The following is a 15,079-nucleotide window of genomic DNA, read 5'->3' as shown; positions in this document are numbered from 1 at the left end:
AACCCGCAGTAGGAGGAATCGCCCGTGTCATTAGCTGCAGAAGCCGAGGATGCCGCGCGCGCATATGCGCAGTGGCAGGACGCGGTGGCGGGGGTGTTGGCCAAGTCCCGACGCGTCGACCCGGCCGAACTCGGACCCGAGCCGCAGCGTCTGCTCGAGACCACGACCTACGACGACATCACCGTCGCGCCGCTGTACGGCGTCCGCGACGAGCGTGACGAAGCGCCGCTGCCCGGTGAGTTCCCGTTCGTCCGCGGCGGCTCGACCACCCGCGACGTCAACAGCGGATGGCTCGTCGACGTCCGGTTCACCGGCACCGATGCCGCCTCGGTCAACGAGCGCATCCTCGACGCCCTGAACAACGGTGTCAGCTCGGTGTGGCTCGGAGTCGGCGCCGGCGCCGTCCCCGTGGACGCACTCGACACCGCGCTGAACGGTGTACTTCTCGATCTCGCGCCGGTCCGTCTCGATGCGGGTGCCGACGTGGTCGCGGCAAGCACGGCCGTATACGGCGTGCTCGACAACCGCACCGACATCGAGGATCGTGCCGCCGTGCGCATCTCCCTCGGTGCAGCGCCGCTCACCAGCGCGTTCTCCGAGCGTCCCGACGTCACCCTGGCCGAGGCCGTCGAGCTGGCCCGGGCCGCCGCCGACCGCACCGAGGCGGTGCGCGCCCTCACCGTGGACGGCACGGCCTTCCACAACGCCGGTTCGTCCGACGCCGAGGAAATCGGTGCCGCGATCGCCGCCGGACTCGCCTACGTGCGGGAACTCGTCGGTGCCGGGATCCCGGTCGCGACCGCGCTCGGACAGCTCGAATTCCGCCTCGCCGCGACCGACGACCAGTTCCAGACCATCGCCAAGTTCCGCGCCGGCCGCCAGGTGTGGGCGCGGGTTGCCCAGGTCGCCGGTGCCCCCGAAGCCGGCAACGCCCCGCAGCACGCGGTGACCTCGGCCGCGATGATGGCCCAGCGCGATCCGTGGGTGAACATGCTGCGCACCACCCTCGCCGCCTTCGGCGCGGGTGTCGGTGGCGCCGACGCCGTCACGGTCCTGCCGTTCGACGCTGCACTGCCGGCCGGTGTGCTCGGGGTGTCCGAGGCATTCTCCGCCCGGATCGCCCGCAACACCCAGTTGCTGCTGCTCGAGGAGTCCAACCTCGGTCGCGTGCTCGATCCCGCTGCCGGTTCCTGGTACGTCGAGGATCTGACCACGACGCTCGCGGAGAAGGCGTGGAGTTTCTTCCAGCAGATCGAGGCGGCCGGCGGATACCGTGCCGCTCTCGACGCCGGGCTGATCGCCGAGCGTGTCGCGCAGACGCGTGCCCGTCGCGAGTCCGACATCGCGCACCGCAAGTTCTCGGTGACCGGTGTCAACGAGTTCCCGAACCTGGCCGAGAAGCCGCTGCCGGTCGGTGTCGCCGAGGCCGGCGCGTCCGCTGCGCGCTACGCCGCGCCGTTCGAGGCACTGCGGGATCGTTCGGACACCTACCTGGCCTCGCACGGTGCCCGGCCGCGGGTGCTGCTCGCCCCGCTCGGACCGATCGCCGAGCACAACGTGCGTGCGACCTTCGCGGCGAACCTGCTCGCCGCCGGTGGCATCGAAGCGGTCAATCCCGGACCGCTGGATCTCGACGCCGATCTGTCGTCGCTGGTGAGCGATACCGGAACGTCCGTCGCCGTGCTGTGCGGCACCGACGCCCGCTACGGCGAGCAGGCCGGCACGGCCACCGCTGCGCTGCGTACGGCGGGTATCACGACCGTGCTGCTGGCCGGACCGGAGAAGGCCGTGGGGGATGCGCAGGGCGACGATCGTCCGGACGGCTTCCTCACGGCGCGCATCGACGCCGTCGCCGCCCTCACCGACCTGCTGAACACCCTGGGAGCGTAAGTGAGCATCGAACACGAAATCGGCAGCTTCGCCGACGTCCCGTTGACGGACCCGGCCGTGCCGGCGCCCGCCGCTCCCACCGCGGAGCAGGCCGCCGCGCTCGTCGAGTCCGTCGCCGAGGCGAACAACTACACCACCGAGGACGTCGTGTGGTCGACGCCCGAGGGCATCGACGTCAAGCCGGTCTACACCAAGGCCGACCGTGACGCCGTCGTCGCCGAGGGCTATCCGCTCGGCAGCTACCCGGGTCTGGCGCCGTTCGTGCGGGGGCCGTACCCGACGATGTACGTGAACCAGCCGTGGACCATCCGCCAGTACGCCGGCTTCTCCACCGCCGCCGAGTCCAACGCCTTCTACCGGCGTAACCTCGCGGCCGGTCAGAAGGGCCTGTCGGTGGCCTTCGACCTGGCCACGCACCGCGGCTACGACTCCGATCACCCGCGTGTGCAGGGTGACGTCGGTATGGCCGGTGTCGCGATCGACTCGATCCTCGACATGCGTCAGCTGTTCGACGGCATCGATCTGTCGCAGGTGTCGGTGTCGATGACCATGAACGGCGCGGTGCTGCCGATCCTGGCGCTGTACGTCGTGGCGGCGGAGGAGCAGGGCGTCAAGCCCGAGCAGCTGGCCGGAACCATTCAGAACGACATTCTGAAGGAGTTCATGGTCCGCAACACCTACATCTACCCGCCGAAGCCGTCGATGCGGATCATCTCCGACATCTTCGCGTACACCTCGACGAAGATGCCGCGCTTCAACTCGATCTCGATCTCCGGCTACCACATCCAGGAAGCCGGTGCGACGGCCGACCTCGAGCTCGCCTACACCCTCGCGGACGGCATGGAGTACATCCGCGCCGGACTCGATGCGGGTATGGACGTCGACAAGTTCGCGCCGCGCCTGTCGTTCTTCTGGGCGATCGGCATGAACTTCTTCATGGAGGTCGCGAAGCTCCGCGCGGGCCGGTTGCTGTGGAGCGAGCTCGTCGAGAAGTTCGGTGCGAAGAACCCGAAGTCGAAGTCGCTGCGTACCCACTCGCAGACCTCGGGCTGGTCGCTCACCGCGCAGGACGTCTTCAACAACGTCGCGCGTACGTGCGTCGAGGCGATGGCCGCGACCCAGGGTCACACCCAGTCGCTGCACACCAACGCGCTCGACGAGGCGCTGGCACTGCCCACCGACTTCTCGGCGCGCATCGCCCGTAACACCCAGCTGCTGCTGCAGCAGGAGTCGGGCACCACGCGGCCGATCGATCCGTGGGGTGGCTCGCACTACGTCGAGTGGCTCACCCACGAGCTCGCCAACAAGGCGCGGGCCCACATCGCCGAGGTCGAAGCCGCCGGCGGTATGGCACAGGCCATCTCGGAGGGCATCCCGAAACTGCGCATCGAGGAGGCGGCCGCGCGCACCCAGGCGCGCATCGACTCGGGTCGCCAGCCGGTCATCGGCGTCAACAAGTACCAGGTGACCGAAGACCATGAGATCGAGGTCCTCAAGGTCGAGAACTCGCGTGTGCGGGCGGAGCAGCTCGCCAAGCTCGAGCAGCTGCGCGCGGATCGCGACGAGGACGCCACCCGCGCCGCACTCGAGGCGCTCACCCGCGCCGCCGGTGCGCAGAGCCAGGGTCTCGACAACAACCTGCTCGCGCTGGCGATCGACGCGGCGCGCGCAAAGGCCACGGTCGGCGAGATCTCCGATGCCCTGGAGAAGGTCTTCGGCCGCCACCAGGCCGAGATCCGTACGATCAGCGGCGTGTACCGCGACGAGGCCGGCAAGGCCACCAACATCACCGCCGCGACCGAGCTGGTCGAGAAGTTCGCCGAGGAGGAGGGCCGCCGCCCGCGCATCCTCGTCGCGAAGATGGGCCAGGACGGCCACGACCGCGGCCAGAAGGTGATCGCTACGGCCTTCGCCGACCTCGGATTCGACGTCGATGTGGGACCGCTGTTCCAGACCCCCGAAGAGGTCGCCCAGCAGGCGGCCGACAACGACGTGCACGTCATCGGCGTGTCGTCGTTGGCCGCGGGTCACCTGACGCTGGTCCCTGCCCTGAAGCAGGCACTGGCCGAGGTGGGACGCGAAGACATCATGATCGTCGTCGGTGGTGTCATCCCGCCGGGTGACTTCGACGAGCTCTACGCGGCGGGTGCGGCGGCGATCTTCCCGCCCGGCACCGTGATCGCGGATGCGGCGAGCGGTCTGCTGACCAAGCTCGCCGCACAGCTCGGCCACCACCTCGGGGGTTGACGTCGGCATGAGCGACACCTCGGTCGACGCCGCGCAGACCCGCCGACGGCAGGTCGACGTCGACGCCCTGGCCGAAGCTGTGCTCGCCAACGAGCGGGCCGGCCTCGCCCGGGCGATCACCTTGATCGAGTCGAACCGCGACGACCATCGGGAGCAGGCGCAGCAGCTGCTGTTGCGCCTGCTCCCGCAGGCGGGCAACGCGATTCGTGTCGGTATCACGGGGGTGCCCGGGGTCGGTAAGTCGACCTTCATCGACGCTCTGGGCATGCATCTGCTCGAGCAGGGACATCGCGTCGCGGTACTGGCCGTCGACCCGTCGTCGACCCGCACGGGTGGTTCGATCCTCGGCGACAAGACCCGCATGGCGCGTCTCGCGGTGCAGCGGGACGCCTACATCCGGCCGTCGCCCTCGGCCGGCACGCTCGGTGGGGTCGCGAAGGCCACCCGCGAGACGATGGTGCTGCTCGAAGCCGCCGGGTTCGACGTGATCCTCGTCGAGACCGTCGGTGTCGGGCAGTCCGAGGTGACCGTGGCGAACATGGTCGACACCTTCTGTTTCCTGACCCTGGCCCGCACCGGCGACCAGCTGCAGGGCATCAAGAAGGGCGTGCTCGAACTCGCCGACCTGGTGGCCGTCAACAAGGCCGACGGGGAATTCGAACGCGACGCGCGGGTCGCCGCCCGCGAACTCGCCGGCGCGATGCGGATGGTGCATCCGCACGACGCGATCTGGAAGCCGCCGGTGATCACCATGAGCGGCATGACCGGCAACGGTCTGGACACCTTCTGGAACACGGTCCTCGACCACAAGAAGGTGCTCACCGAGGCGGGTATGTTCGACGAGAACCGCCGTCGGCAGCAGGTGGACTGGACATGGACGATGGTGCACGACCAGCTGTTGCGTCGACTCGAGACGTCGCCGCGGGTGCGGGCGATCCGCAAGGTCGTCGAGGCCGGGGTGCGCGACGGATCGCTCACCGCCGCGCTCGCCGCCCGGCAACTGCTCGACGCGTTCGACGGGGTGGACGACCCCGGAACCTCCGGCGAGGACTCCTGATCCCATGAGCCGCCGCGTGATCGCCGTCGCCGTCCTCGGTGCGTTCGCGATCGTCGCGGCGGCTCATCTCGTCTTCCAGGTCGTCGCGCCGGACTCGGCGTTCACCGATGTCTCGCAGTGGTTCCTCATGCCCCTGCTCGCGCTCGGGCTCGTCCTGCTCACGTCCTCGCCGCGCAGCCGGCTCGTCGTGGGAACGCTTGTCGCACTGGGATTCTCGTGGCTGGGGGACACCACACCCGATGTCGTCGACGGCGACGCGTCGTTCCTCGTCCTCGTGGGTTTCTTCCTGTGTGCCCAGCTCACCTACATCGCGGCCTTCCTGCCGTACCGGCAGGAGAGTGTGCTGCGGACCAGGCCGTGGGTGGTCGGTCTCTACATCGCCGCGGTGCTCGCGATGATCGCCGTGTGCGCGTCGGCGGCAGGGGCCCTTCTCGTCCCGATGGCGATCTACGCGTCGTGTCTCGCCGCGATGGCGGTGCTCGCCACCGGGGTGAACCGGCCGGCGGCGGTCGGGGCGGTGCTGTTCGTCGTCTCCGATGCCCTCATCGCCGTCCGTGCCTTCGTCGACGGCCTCGAGCTGCCCGGTCTCGGCCTGTGGATCATGGCCACCTACATCGCGGCCCAGGCCCTGATCGTGCGCGGTGTGCTCACCGCGCACGATCGGCGCGGATGGGCCTACAGGTCGAGCAGTTCCTTGGCGACGGTCACCGATGTCGGGGCGTCGAGCGACGGATAGTCGCCCCACTGGCCGCCGGTGATCGACACCTCCACCTCGGGGAGCTGGATCTGGGTGACCGAGACGGCGGCGACCGAGACGGCCTCTCCCATGGTGTAGGCGATGCCCCCGGCGGCCTCGATATCGGCGTCGGGAATCAGTTCGAGACCACCGGTTTCGAGGTCGCTCGCCGACGGGACGGTGCCCGAACCCGGAGCCAGGACGATCTCCACCGATCGGATCTCGTCGAGGCTCGTCGCGCTGTCCGAGGTCTCCCACGAGCAGTAGACGCTGTACTCGTCCACACCGCTCGACGAACGCAGGGTCAGGCCCTCGATGTAGGGGGCGACGGCGGGCGCGACATCGTCGCACGAGCCGAAGCGGGCGAGGATGTCGCTGCCGAGTCCGGTCGGTTCGCCGACGGCGTCGCCGTCGAAGGTCGCGGTGTCGGTGGCTGCAGTATCCGAGGCAGTGTCGGACGAAACGTCGTCGCCGGAGGAACAGGCGCCGACGAGCAGGGCGCCGGCCAGGGTCGCGGATGCGACCGCGTAACGGGTGGGATTCACACGGCGCATCGTAGCGTCCGTACGACCTGTATGTGATCTTGGTTCCGCAGGGGCGGCCGACGGCCGCGACACCGTGCGCTACAGCCCGAGAAGCTGCTTGGCGACTGCCACGCCGCCCGCGGGATCGAGGACCGCCGCGGCGTCGCGGCCGCCGACGGTGATCGACACCGAGGCCTGCGGAAGTTCGACGCCGGTCGCGGTGAAAGCGGTGCCGGCCATGTTGATCGGCATGCTGTGCGCGAATCCACCGGCCGCCTCGATCGCGGTGTCGGGAAGCACCACGAGGCCGGTCTTCGCGGCGGTGGCAGGGGTGACGGTCTCGGGTTCGACGACGACCTCGACGGAACGCAGTCCGGAGGGCGGCTCACCGGCCCCGGCCTCCCACACACAGTTCACCCGTCGGGTGCTCACGATGCCGCCGGCGGCGGGGGTCAGCCCCTCGATGTAGCGCTCGAGGGTCGCACCGATGGCCTCGCAACTGGGGAAGCTCTGTGCGATCCTCACCAGATACGGCGATTCGGCGGCGGCGGACGTCGACGAACCGATATCGGCTGCAGCGCGGATTCCGACCGTCGAATCCTCGGAGGAACAGGCCGTCAGGGCCACGCCGACGGTGAGGAGAATCAAGGTACTCGTATGTATTCGCTTTTGTCGCACGCGGGCATAATAGCGATTATCATGCCCCGTCGGGAGACCGCGGTGACGAGGTGGAATTCAAGCGAGATTCGTTGTGCCCGGGCACGTCCCGAGGCTCCGAACGGTCACCCGCGACAGACGTGGCCTCGGCGCCTTCGAGCAGCGCCACCGGGGTCGGTTGCGCCAACGGTTCGAGCGATCCGCGCTTCTCCGCAGGAGTGAGGCGCGAACGCTTCCAGGACACGATCAGCAGCGTGAGCCACGCGGCGACGATCACGAGATAGAGCGCGGCCAACGCCGCGCCGGAAAGTCCGAACGTCCCGGCGAGTTTGTGCGCGTTGGTCAGCACGATGACACCGCCGACGCCGGTACCGAGCAGGGTCGCGGGAACGCGACTGACCAGCCAGGCCGCGATCGGCGCCGCGAGGGCACCGCCGAGTGCGAGGCCGGCGACGATCACGAGATTGCCGAGCGAGTCGCGGCCGAGCCCGAACAGGAAGCCCAGGCTCGCTGCGACCGCGACAAGGAACTCCGATGCGCTCACCGATCCGATCACGGTGCGCGGTGCCGTCTTGCCGCGGGAGAGCAAGGTGCTGGTGGTGATCGGTCCCCATCCGCCACCGCCGCTGGCGTCGATGAACCCGCCGAAGAAACCCAGCGGCGACAGGAACTTCGCGGTGTGCGGAGAGGTGCGGGCATGCGCGACCGCCGGGGGCCGCACCGAGAAGCGCAGCGCGACGTACACGCCGATGGCCAGCAGAATGCCGGCGGTCACCGGTTCGGCGGCCTCGGTCGACAGTCCCGACAGGACCGTTGCGCCGAGGAAGGCGCCGATGGCTCCGGGGACGCCGAGCCGCAACACGACCTTCCAGTCGATGTTGCGGAAACGCCAGTGCGACGCGCCGGACACGAGCGTGGTGCCCACCTCGGCGAGGTGGACCGCGGCGCTCGCGTGCGCCGGACCAACACCGCTGAACAGCAGAAGAGTCGTGGCGGTGACGCCGAAGGCCATGCCGAGTGCGCCGTCGACGAGCTGTGCGCCGACACCGACGAGCGTGAAGATGAGCAGATTGAACATGCGTTGGCTCCGAAAGCTGGAAGAACCCGAATAGCTGGACGAGCGGCGAAGCGCTCAGCAACACTCCCGGGTACAACACAGACAATCGAAGCAGGCGCCGCGACGGGTGGGCCAGAACGCCATGAGCGCGAGACGAGCGGCCGGAGCCGTCTCGGTACTCGTCGCAGCCATGTTCTCGTCCTCAGCTTCTGTTCCGCGCGCGGATCGTTCGGTCCGGTCGAGCATAGCCCGTAACCGCGACGAGGCCACACTCGGCGCGCCGCCCGCACCCCTGGGGCGCGGGCGGGCCGAGTGTCAGCCGAGACGGCGGGCTGTGATTTCGAAACCAGCTGCTCGGAGCCGTTCGACGAGCACATCCCCGAACGCCACCGCAGGGGTGAGGACGCCGCCGCCGGCGTGCAGGGCGTCACCGCCGAGCGCGAGTGACAGGGCCGATTCGGCGAGCATCACCGCCGTGGCCTTGTAACCCGGGTCTCCCTGCGCTCCGAAACGAGCGGTGTAGCGGGCACCCGACTCGGTCGAGGCGTACAGGTCGACGGTGAAGTAGCCGTTCTCCCGTGTCTTTTCCGACGGTCCCTCCCCGGGCGCGGGCAGGAGCTTGTCGAGGACGAACCGCGTGGGTGGGAACGACAGGCCGGCGGCGAGGGCCCCCGTACCGAGCCCGACGAGCCCGGCGAGGACGGGGGACAGCGGTGACGAGCCGACGCTCATGACCTCCCGGTAACGGAACCGGCGCCCGTAGGACCAATCGCGCAGTGCGTTGCTGCGGCGCACGATCCGGGTGTTGTAGGAGGCCATGACGAACGGGGCCAGCCTGCCCGAGAGCTCGGGGGCGACGGATTTGCCGTCGACGAACGCGAAATCGTTCTGGCGTCCGAGATCGGGTTCCCGCGTCGGGTCGGGGGACAGCGAGTACGGTCGCGCGGCGATCTTCCGGGCGGTGGAATCCTTGCGGACCGCATCGATCTGCCTGCGGAGCGAATCGATGGTTCCACCGCTCACCCCGCCGCGGAAGGAGCCGAGCACGAACGTCGTGTCGGTGAGGGGCAGGTTGCCGTCGGCCTCCGCGGCGCGGTAGAGCGCGTGCACTCCGAGGTCGGAGGGCACGGAGTCGAAACCGCACGAGTGGACGATGCGGGCGCCGGTGCGCCGGGCCACGTCGTCGAACCGGTCGATGCTCTCGCGGTGGAAGAGGACCTCGCCGGTGAGGTCGACGTAGTCGGTGCCCGCCTCGGCGCACGCCTGCACGAGCGGCAGGCCGTAGACGGCGTAGGGGCCGACGGTGGTGATCACCACGCGCGTGGATTCGGCGAGCGCTGTCAACGAGTCGGGATCGTCGGCATTCGCCTCGATCAGCCGCCAATCGGTTCCGAGGTCGGAGGCGAGCTTCTCGAGTTTGGTGCGTGAGCGCCCCGCGAGTCCGACGGCGACGCCGGTGGGGAGGTTCTCGGCGAGATAGGCGGCGGTGAGGCGCCCGACGAAGCCGGTGGCGCCGTAGACGACGATGTCGAGATCCCGGGAGACAGTCATGCCCCCACCCTACTCAGGAGTAAGTCCCGGAGGCGACCTTCGTCACACGAATCCGGCGCCACAGCACCGCCCACGACAGCACCACGGCGCTCGCGGCGAGGACGCGGACCGCTCCGAGCGCGGACTCCGGATAGATCACCCCGGTCAGATAGTGATCGATGAACCCGCTCGGCGGCAGACCTTCCTCGCCGGCACTGCGGCGTGCCCAGTTCTCCACTGCGGTGAGCGGGCAGTCGAAGCCCACCGCCACCGACGCGGCCCCCCACGCCACCGCGACGACGTGCGCGACGATCGTGCGGGGCCATCGCCACGCGAGGAAACCACCGAACGCGACGTAGAGCACGAACAGCAGATGCACGAAGGCCGTGAGGTCGGCGACCGCTCGGAACGCCATGTGCCCAGCGTAGAACGATCGGCCGTGGAACGGACAGGGCCGCTGCACGTCGAGGGGAAGAGCGCTAACCCGCCTTGATGACGAGCACCGGCACCGACGACTCGGTGATCAGACGCTGCACCGCCCGCTCGACGAGGAACTTGCCGGTCGCGGTGCGCCCGCGGCTGCCGATGACCACGCGCTCCGCGCCGCTGCGCGCGAGCAACTCGACGGTCGTGCCGACGGGATCACCGTCATGGACGGCCGAGAGCAGCTCCCAGCCGTCGGCTCCCGCCACCTCGCTCACCTGTGCCCGTACGTCCTCCACCTCGTCGGGTTCGTCGAGGGGGTGGAGTACCACCAGCGACTGCTGCCGGTCGGCGGCCTCCCGCACCGCGGCCTCGAGAGCGATCCGGCCTTCGGGGGTATCGGCGTGAACGACAGCGACAGTCATGACTCTCCTCGTGCGGGCACCTGGCGACGCTCTCCATTATCGCCGCGGCGCGGACGCCGGGCCACGAGGCCCGGTGTGGAACCGGTCTCCACCGCACCGGTCGTGTCGCGCCGATCTCCCCGGATCACCAGGGAGCCGGGCGGAAGTCCTTGAGGAAGCATCCGTACAGATCCGTACCGGCCTCGCCCTGCACGATCGGGTCGTATACGCGTGCCGCGCCGTCCACGAGATCGAGCGGGGCGTGGAAACCCTCCTCGGCGAGGCGCATCTTGGTGTGGTGCGGTCGCTCGTCGGTGATCCACCCGGTGTCGACGGCGGTCATGAGGATGCCGTCGGCGAGCATCTCCTCGGCGCTGGTGCGGGTGAGCATGTTCAGTGCCGCTTTGGCCATGTTGGTGTGCGGGTGCCCGGCGCCCTTGTAGCGGCGCCCGCCGAACTGCCCTTCCATCGCGGAGACGTTCACGACGTACTTGCGGCGGGCCGACGACGCCGCGAGTGCGGGACGTAGGCGGTTGACCAGGATGAACGGTGCCACCGAGTTGCACAGCTGGACCTCGAGCAGTTCCAGCGGTTCGACCTCGCCGACGGTCTGCACCCAGCTGTTGGTGTGCACGAGATCCGGCAGCAACCCACCGGCGTCGACGGCGACTCCGGCCGCGACCCGCTCGGGTGTCGCCGAACCGGCCACCAGCGCCAGCGAGGTCAGCGAGTGCGCCGACAGCTCGGCCGGCAGCGACCCGGCCAGGGCGGCCGGGTGGGCGTCCGACGGCTTGCCGAAGGTCAGGACCTCGGGACGCGGCCCGGCGGGCAGGGGATCGGCCTCCGCCTCGGCCAGCGCCGAGTAGGCGCCGGGGGAGCGGCGCACCGTCTGCGCGGCGTTGTTGATGAGGATGTCCAGCGGACCCTGCGCGGCGACGTCGTCGGCGAGGGCGACCACCTGGGCGGGATCACGCAGGTCGATGCCGACGATGCGGAGCCGGTGCAGCCAGTCGCCGCTGTCCTCCATCGCGCTGAAGCGGCGGATGGCGTCGTTGGGGAACCGCGTGGTGACGGTGGTGTGCGCCCCGTCGCGGAGCAACCGCAGCGCGATGTACATGCCGATCTTGGCCCGTCCGCCGGTGAGCAGGGCGCGTCGGCCCCGCAGATCGGTGCGGGCGTCCCGCTTGGCGTGGTTCTCCTCCGCGCAGGTCGGGCACAGCTGGTGGTAGAAGGCGTCCACCCGGGTGTACTTGTCCTTGCAGATGTAGCAGTGCCGCGGACGCAGCAGGGTGCCCGCGCTCGAACCGGGAGTCGCCGAGGCCAACGGCAGACCCGCGGTCTCGTCGTCGATGCGGGTGGGGGAGGCCGTGGCGGTCGCGGACAGCACCTGACGGTCGGCGTCGACGCGTTGCTTGCGGGCCTCGTTGCGACGCAGCCGCTTGAACTTCTTGAACATGTGCCCCACGGCGCGTTGCACGGTGATCGCGTCGGGATGCTCGGCGTCGAGACCGGACGCCTGGTCGAGCACCCGCAGACAGGTGGCCAGATCGGCGGGGTCGATGCGGGTGAAGCCGTCCGTCTCGGGTTCGGCCGTGGTGTCGCTGTGGAGGTTCATCTGCCTTTTCCGTGTGCTGCTGTGGTCCCGATCGTATCGGGCAGGATGATCGTGTCCCCATTCCCCACGGAGGTACCGGAGGAAAGATGAGTCCGAACTCGTTCCTGTCCAAGAAGAAGTTCGCGGAACTGAGCCGCCCCCAGCAGGTGCTGGTGATCCTGCTCGCGGCGGTGCAGTTGTCGCTCGCCGTCGCGGCCTGGGCCGATCTGGCGACCCGGCCGGCCGAGAAGGTCAACGGCAGCAAGCTGCGTTGGGCGCTGACGATCGCGGTGAACTTCTTCGGGCCGATCCGCTACTTCCGCAAGGGCCGGCGGGACTGAGCGGTCCGCCCGCCCGACCCCGGACGAGCCGAAGGCCCCGAACCGATATCGGTTCGGGGCCTTCGGGTTTCGGAGTGTCCGAGGGGGGACTTGAACCCCCACGTCCGTTAATAGGACACTAGCACCTCAAGCTAGCGCGTCTGCCATTCCGCCACTCGGACCGACGCCCACACGGGGCATGTCGGTAGAACCCGCTCCCGCGGGCGCTGAAGAAACAGTAGCGCATGGGGCGGTCGAATCCCAAAACGGCACTTCAGGTGCGCTCGCGGTGCTCGACGGGTCGGGGCCTCACGGGTATCCGCTCGCTTGTTCGTCATCCGCTGCAGCAAGTTGCCGCAGCGGATGACGAGAACGGTAGCGGTTGTCGCCCGCTCGATCTTCTCCCGGCAACGACGAAGGCCCCGAACGTGATGTTCGGGGCCTTCGTCGTCTGTCTCGACTCAGAGTGTCCGAGGGGGGACTTGAACCCCCACGTCCGTTAATAGGACACTAGCACCTCAAGCTAGCGCGTCTGCCATTCCGCCACTCGGACCTGATGCTCGCGCCCGCTCGTCGTGGGCGCTGTGAAAGAGTAACCCACCGCGCCGACGGTCCCAAATCGCCGTCTTCACCTGCACTGATTCGAACTGTCGTGATGGTGGGCAGGCGGTGGTAGACATACGGCCATGGCCATTGACACGAGTGCCCACCAGCCGTCCCGAGCGGAGGAGGAGGTCGTCGACCTCGTCTCCCGTCTCATCCGGTTCGACACCTCGAATACCGGCGAACCCACCACCACCCGCGGCGAACGTGAGTGCGCCGAGTGGGTGGCCTCCGTGCTCGAGGAGGTCGGCTACGAGACGACCTACGTCGAATCCGGCGCTGCGGGCCGCGGCAACGTCTTCGCCCGTCTGGCGGGCGAAGACCCGAACCGCAGTGCGCTGATGCTTCACGGCCATCTCGACGTGGTGCCCGCCGAGGCTGCGGACTGGAGCGTGCATCCCTTCTCCGGGGCCGTGGAGAACGGCTACGTGTGGGGACGTGGGGCGATCGACATGAAGGACATGGTCGGCATGATGATCGCGGTCGCACGCTACTTCAAGGCCGAGAACATCGTGCCGCCGCGCGATCTGGTCTTCGCCTTCGTCGCCGACGAGGAGGCCGGTGGCAAATTCGGATCGCAGTGGCTCGTCGAGCACCGACCCGATCTGTTCGACGGCGTCACCGAAGCGGTGGGGGAGGTGGGTGGCTTCTCGCTGACGGTTCCGCGACCGGACGGCACCGAGCGGCGCCTGTACATGGTCGAGACCGCCGAGAAGGGGATGGCGTGGATGCGGCTGACCGCCAAGGCCCGCGCCGGGCACGGCTCGTTCCTCCACGAGGACAACGCCGTGACGATCCTTGCCCAGGCCGTCGCCCGGCTGGGCACCCACACCTTCCCGCTGGTGGTGAGCGATTCGGTCGCCGAATTCCTCGCCGCGGTGGGGGAGGAGACCGGCCTCGATTTCGATCCCGCGTCGCCGGATCTGGACGGCACCCTGGCCAAACTCGGGTCGATCGCACGGATCGTCGGGGCCACACTGCGCGACACCGCGAACCCCACCATGCTCGACGCCGGATACAAAGCCAATGTCATCCCGCAGACCGCCCACGCCGTCGTCGACTGCCGCATCCTGCCGGGCCGTCGCGCCGAGTTCGAACGCACCGTGGACGAGCTGATCGGCCCGGACGTCACTCGCGAGTGGATCACCAGCCTGGACTCCTACGAAACCACCTTCGACGGCGATCTCGTCGATGCGATGAACGCCGCGATCCTCGCGCACGACCCGATCGGGCGCACCGTGCCCTACATGCTCTCCGGCGGGACGGACGCGAAGGCGTTCGCCAAGCTCGGCATCCGCTGCTTCGGTTTCGCGCCGCTGCAATTGCCGCCCGATCTGGACTTCGCCGCGCTGTTCCACGGTGTCGACGAGCGTGTCCCCGTCGAGGCACTGCGCTTCGGCACCCGTGTCATGGAACACTTCCTCATGCACGCCTAGAACACTCGAAACCGTCACGAAAGGACCGGAATGGCTTTCGATTACGACCCGTACACGTTCCTGCCCGAGCTGCCCACCTTCGAGGTGACCAGCGCGGACTTCGCCGAGGGCGAGGAATGGAAACTCCCGCAGGCCAGCGGTGCGTTCGGAATCCCCGGGGGCGGCGACGTTTCCCCGCAGCTGTCCTGGTCGGGTTTCCCCGCCGAGACGAAGAGTTTCGTCGTCACGGTGTTCGATCCGGATGCCCCGACAGGCTCCGGTTTCTGGCACTGGGCCGTCGCGAACATCCCGGCTTCGGTCACGGAGTTGCCGGCGGGCGCGGGTAGCGCCGACTCGGACGCTCTTCCGGAGCAGGCCGTGACACTGCGCCACGACGGCGGTGCCCACGGCTTCATCGGCGCCGCTCCGCCGGCCGGTCACGGCCATCACCGCTACATCGTCGCGGTGCACGCGCTCGACGTCGAGGCGCTCGACGGCGTCACGCCCGAGTCGAGCCCGGCCTTCCTCGGTTTCAACGTCTTCGGGCACGCCATCGCCCGCGGTCTGCTGACCGGCACCTACGAGGTGCGCTGACACCACGGATCGGGGGCCCGGGACCACT

At 69.0% G+C, this 15,079-nt stretch carries 14 protein-coding genes and 2 tRNA genes; 7 read left to right on the top strand and 9 right to left on the bottom strand.

The genetic code is table 11. The annotated features are described in order from the left end of the window. Nucleotides 1-24 precede the first annotated feature (24 nt). From mutA to GON09_RS06610, 4 genes are read left to right on the top strand one after another with little or no spacing between them, the layout of a single operon-like run. Nucleotides 25-1,890 carry a methylmalonyl-CoA mutase small subunit gene (gene mutA, locus GON09_RS06625; RefSeq protein WP_213931112.1) on the top strand — a complete coding sequence of 622 codons (1,866 nt, stop codon included), beginning with the start codon at nucleotides 25-27 and terminating at the stop codon, nucleotides 1,888-1,890. After that, nucleotides 1,891-4,137, top strand: a complete 2,247-nt coding sequence (gene scpA / locus GON09_RS06620) for a methylmalonyl-CoA mutase (RefSeq protein WP_213931111.1) — start codon at nucleotides 1,891-1,893, stop codon at nucleotides 4,135-4,137. It begins immediately after the preceding gene. A gap of 7 nt (nucleotides 4,138-4,144) precedes the next feature. Further along, on the top strand, nucleotides 4,145-5,194 hold the full coding sequence (gene meaB, locus GON09_RS06615) for a methylmalonyl Co-A mutase-associated GTPase MeaB (protein ID WP_213931110.1): 1,050 nt from the start codon (nucleotides 4,145-4,147) through the stop codon (nucleotides 5,192-5,194). A 4-nt stretch (nucleotides 5,195-5,198) separates the two neighbouring features. Continuing rightward, nucleotides 5,199-5,930, top strand: coding sequence for a lysoplasmalogenase (locus tag GON09_RS06610; RefSeq protein ID WP_213931109.1), 732 nt, complete (start codon nucleotides 5,199-5,201; stop codon nucleotides 5,928-5,930). Here the strand turns inward: GON09_RS06610 and GON09_RS06605 are convergent. The 7 genes from GON09_RS06605 to GON09_RS06575 form a co-directional block, all read right to left on the bottom strand. Continuing rightward, on the bottom strand, nucleotides 5,870-6,484 hold the full coding sequence (locus tag GON09_RS06605) for a hypothetical protein (protein WP_213931108.1): 615 nt from the start codon (nucleotides 6,482-6,484) through the stop codon (nucleotides 5,870-5,872). The genes GON09_RS06610 and GON09_RS06605 overlap by 61 nt on opposite strands. 69 nt (nucleotides 6,485-6,553) lie before the next feature. After that, nucleotides 6,554-7,132, bottom strand: coding sequence for a hypothetical protein (locus tag GON09_RS06600; protein WP_213931107.1), 579 nt, complete (start codon nucleotides 7,130-7,132; stop codon nucleotides 6,554-6,556). 19 nt (nucleotides 7,133-7,151) lie between these two features. Next, nucleotides 7,152-8,189, bottom strand: coding sequence for a sulfite exporter TauE/SafE family protein (locus GON09_RS06595; protein WP_213931106.1), 1,038 nt, complete (start codon nucleotides 8,187-8,189; stop codon nucleotides 7,152-7,154). Between the two features lie 294 nt (nucleotides 8,190-8,483). Beyond that, complete coding sequence (locus tag GON09_RS06590) at nucleotides 8,484-9,719, bottom strand: saccharopine dehydrogenase family protein (protein ID WP_213931105.1); 1,236 nt, start codon at nucleotides 9,717-9,719, stop codon at nucleotides 8,484-8,486. Nucleotides 9,720-9,732: 13 nt separating this feature from the next. Beyond that, nucleotides 9,733-10,113, bottom strand: coding sequence for a DUF2784 domain-containing protein (locus GON09_RS06585; RefSeq protein ID WP_213931104.1), 381 nt, complete (start codon nucleotides 10,111-10,113; stop codon nucleotides 9,733-9,735). A gap of 64 nt (nucleotides 10,114-10,177) precedes the next feature. Then, nucleotides 10,178-10,546, bottom strand: coding sequence for a universal stress protein (locus tag GON09_RS06580; protein WP_064064861.1), 369 nt, complete (start codon nucleotides 10,544-10,546; stop codon nucleotides 10,178-10,180). 124 nt (nucleotides 10,547-10,670) lie between these two features. Further along, nucleotides 10,671-12,140, bottom strand: a complete 1,470-nt coding sequence (locus GON09_RS06575; protein WP_213931103.1) for an SDR family NAD(P)-dependent oxidoreductase — start codon at nucleotides 12,138-12,140, stop codon at nucleotides 10,671-10,673. Nucleotides 12,141-12,226: 86 nt separating this feature from the next. Between GON09_RS06575 and GON09_RS06570 the strand changes: the two genes are divergently transcribed. Next, complete coding sequence (locus tag GON09_RS06570; protein WP_213931102.1) at nucleotides 12,227-12,460, top strand: PLDc N-terminal domain-containing protein; 234 nt, start codon at nucleotides 12,227-12,229, stop codon at nucleotides 12,458-12,460. Nucleotides 12,461-12,535: 75 nt separating this feature from the next. Here the strand turns inward: GON09_RS06570 and GON09_RS06565 are convergent. Together GON09_RS06565 and GON09_RS06560 are read right to left on the bottom strand one after the other, a co-directional pair. Then, nucleotides 12,536-12,621: transfer RNA gene (locus GON09_RS06565), tRNA-Leu, on the bottom strand. A gap of 285 nt (nucleotides 12,622-12,906) precedes the next feature. Beyond that, nucleotides 12,907-12,992, bottom strand: a tRNA-Leu gene (locus GON09_RS06560). Between the two features lie 133 nt (nucleotides 12,993-13,125). Between GON09_RS06560 and GON09_RS06555 the strand changes: the two genes are divergently transcribed. Together GON09_RS06555 and GON09_RS06550 are read left to right on the top strand one after the other, a co-directional pair. Next, nucleotides 13,126-14,478 carry a M20/M25/M40 family metallo-hydrolase gene (locus tag GON09_RS06555; RefSeq protein WP_213931101.1) on the top strand — a complete coding sequence of 451 codons (1,353 nt, stop codon included), beginning with the start codon at nucleotides 13,126-13,128 and terminating at the stop codon, nucleotides 14,476-14,478. A gap of 30 nt (nucleotides 14,479-14,508) precedes the next feature. Next, nucleotides 14,509-15,051: a YbhB/YbcL family Raf kinase inhibitor-like protein gene (locus GON09_RS06550; protein ID WP_213931100.1), complete on the top strand. Its 543-nt coding sequence runs from the start codon at nucleotides 14,509-14,511 to the stop codon at nucleotides 15,049-15,051. Nucleotides 15,052-15,079: the final 28 nt, after the last annotated feature.

The sequence above is a fragment of the Rhodococcus sp. B50 genome, assembly GCF_013602415.1.
In the GTDB taxonomy this organism is placed as follows: domain Bacteria; phylum Actinomycetota; class Actinomycetes; order Mycobacteriales; family Mycobacteriaceae; genus Rhodococcus.
This window is presented reverse-complemented; position numbering and strand designations above follow the sequence as displayed.

Excerpts from the sequence above, each read along its gene's own strand:
- GON09_RS06610 (WP_213931109.1), top strand. The coding sequence starts at position 5,199 with ATGAGCCGCCGCGTGATCGCCGTCGCCGTCCTCGGTGCGTTCGCGATC.
- GON09_RS06580 (WP_064064861.1), bottom strand. The coding sequence starts at position 10,546 with ATGACTGTCGCTGTCGTTCACGCCGATACCCCCGAAGGCCGGATCGCT.
- GON09_RS06570 (WP_213931102.1), top strand. The coding sequence starts at position 12,227 with ATGAGTCCGAACTCGTTCCTGTCCAAGAAGAAGTTCGCGGAACTGAGC.
- GON09_RS06605 (WP_213931108.1), bottom strand. The coding sequence starts at position 6,484 with ATGCGCCGTGTGAATCCCACCCGTTACGCGGTCGCATCCGCGACCCTG.
- GON09_RS06555 (WP_213931101.1), top strand. The coding sequence starts at position 13,126 with ATGGCCATTGACACGAGTGCCCACCAGCCGTCCCGAGCGGAGGAGGAG.
- GON09_RS06585 (WP_213931104.1), bottom strand. The coding sequence starts at position 10,113 with ATGGCGTTCCGAGCGGTCGCCGACCTCACGGCCTTCGTGCATCTGCTG.
- GON09_RS06590 (WP_213931105.1), bottom strand. The coding sequence starts at position 9,719 with ATGACTGTCTCCCGGGATCTCGACATCGTCGTCTACGGCGCCACCGGC.
- GON09_RS06595 (WP_213931106.1), bottom strand. The coding sequence starts at position 8,189 with ATGTTCAATCTGCTCATCTTCACGCTCGTCGGTGTCGGCGCACAGCTC.
- GON09_RS06550 (WP_213931100.1), top strand. The coding sequence starts at position 14,509 with ATGGCTTTCGATTACGACCCGTACACGTTCCTGCCCGAGCTGCCCACC.
- GON09_RS06575 (WP_213931103.1), bottom strand. The coding sequence starts at position 12,140 with ATGAACCTCCACAGCGACACCACGGCCGAACCCGAGACGGACGGCTTC.
- meaB (WP_213931110.1), top strand. The coding sequence starts at position 4,145 with ATGAGCGACACCTCGGTCGACGCCGCGCAGACCCGCCGACGGCAGGTC.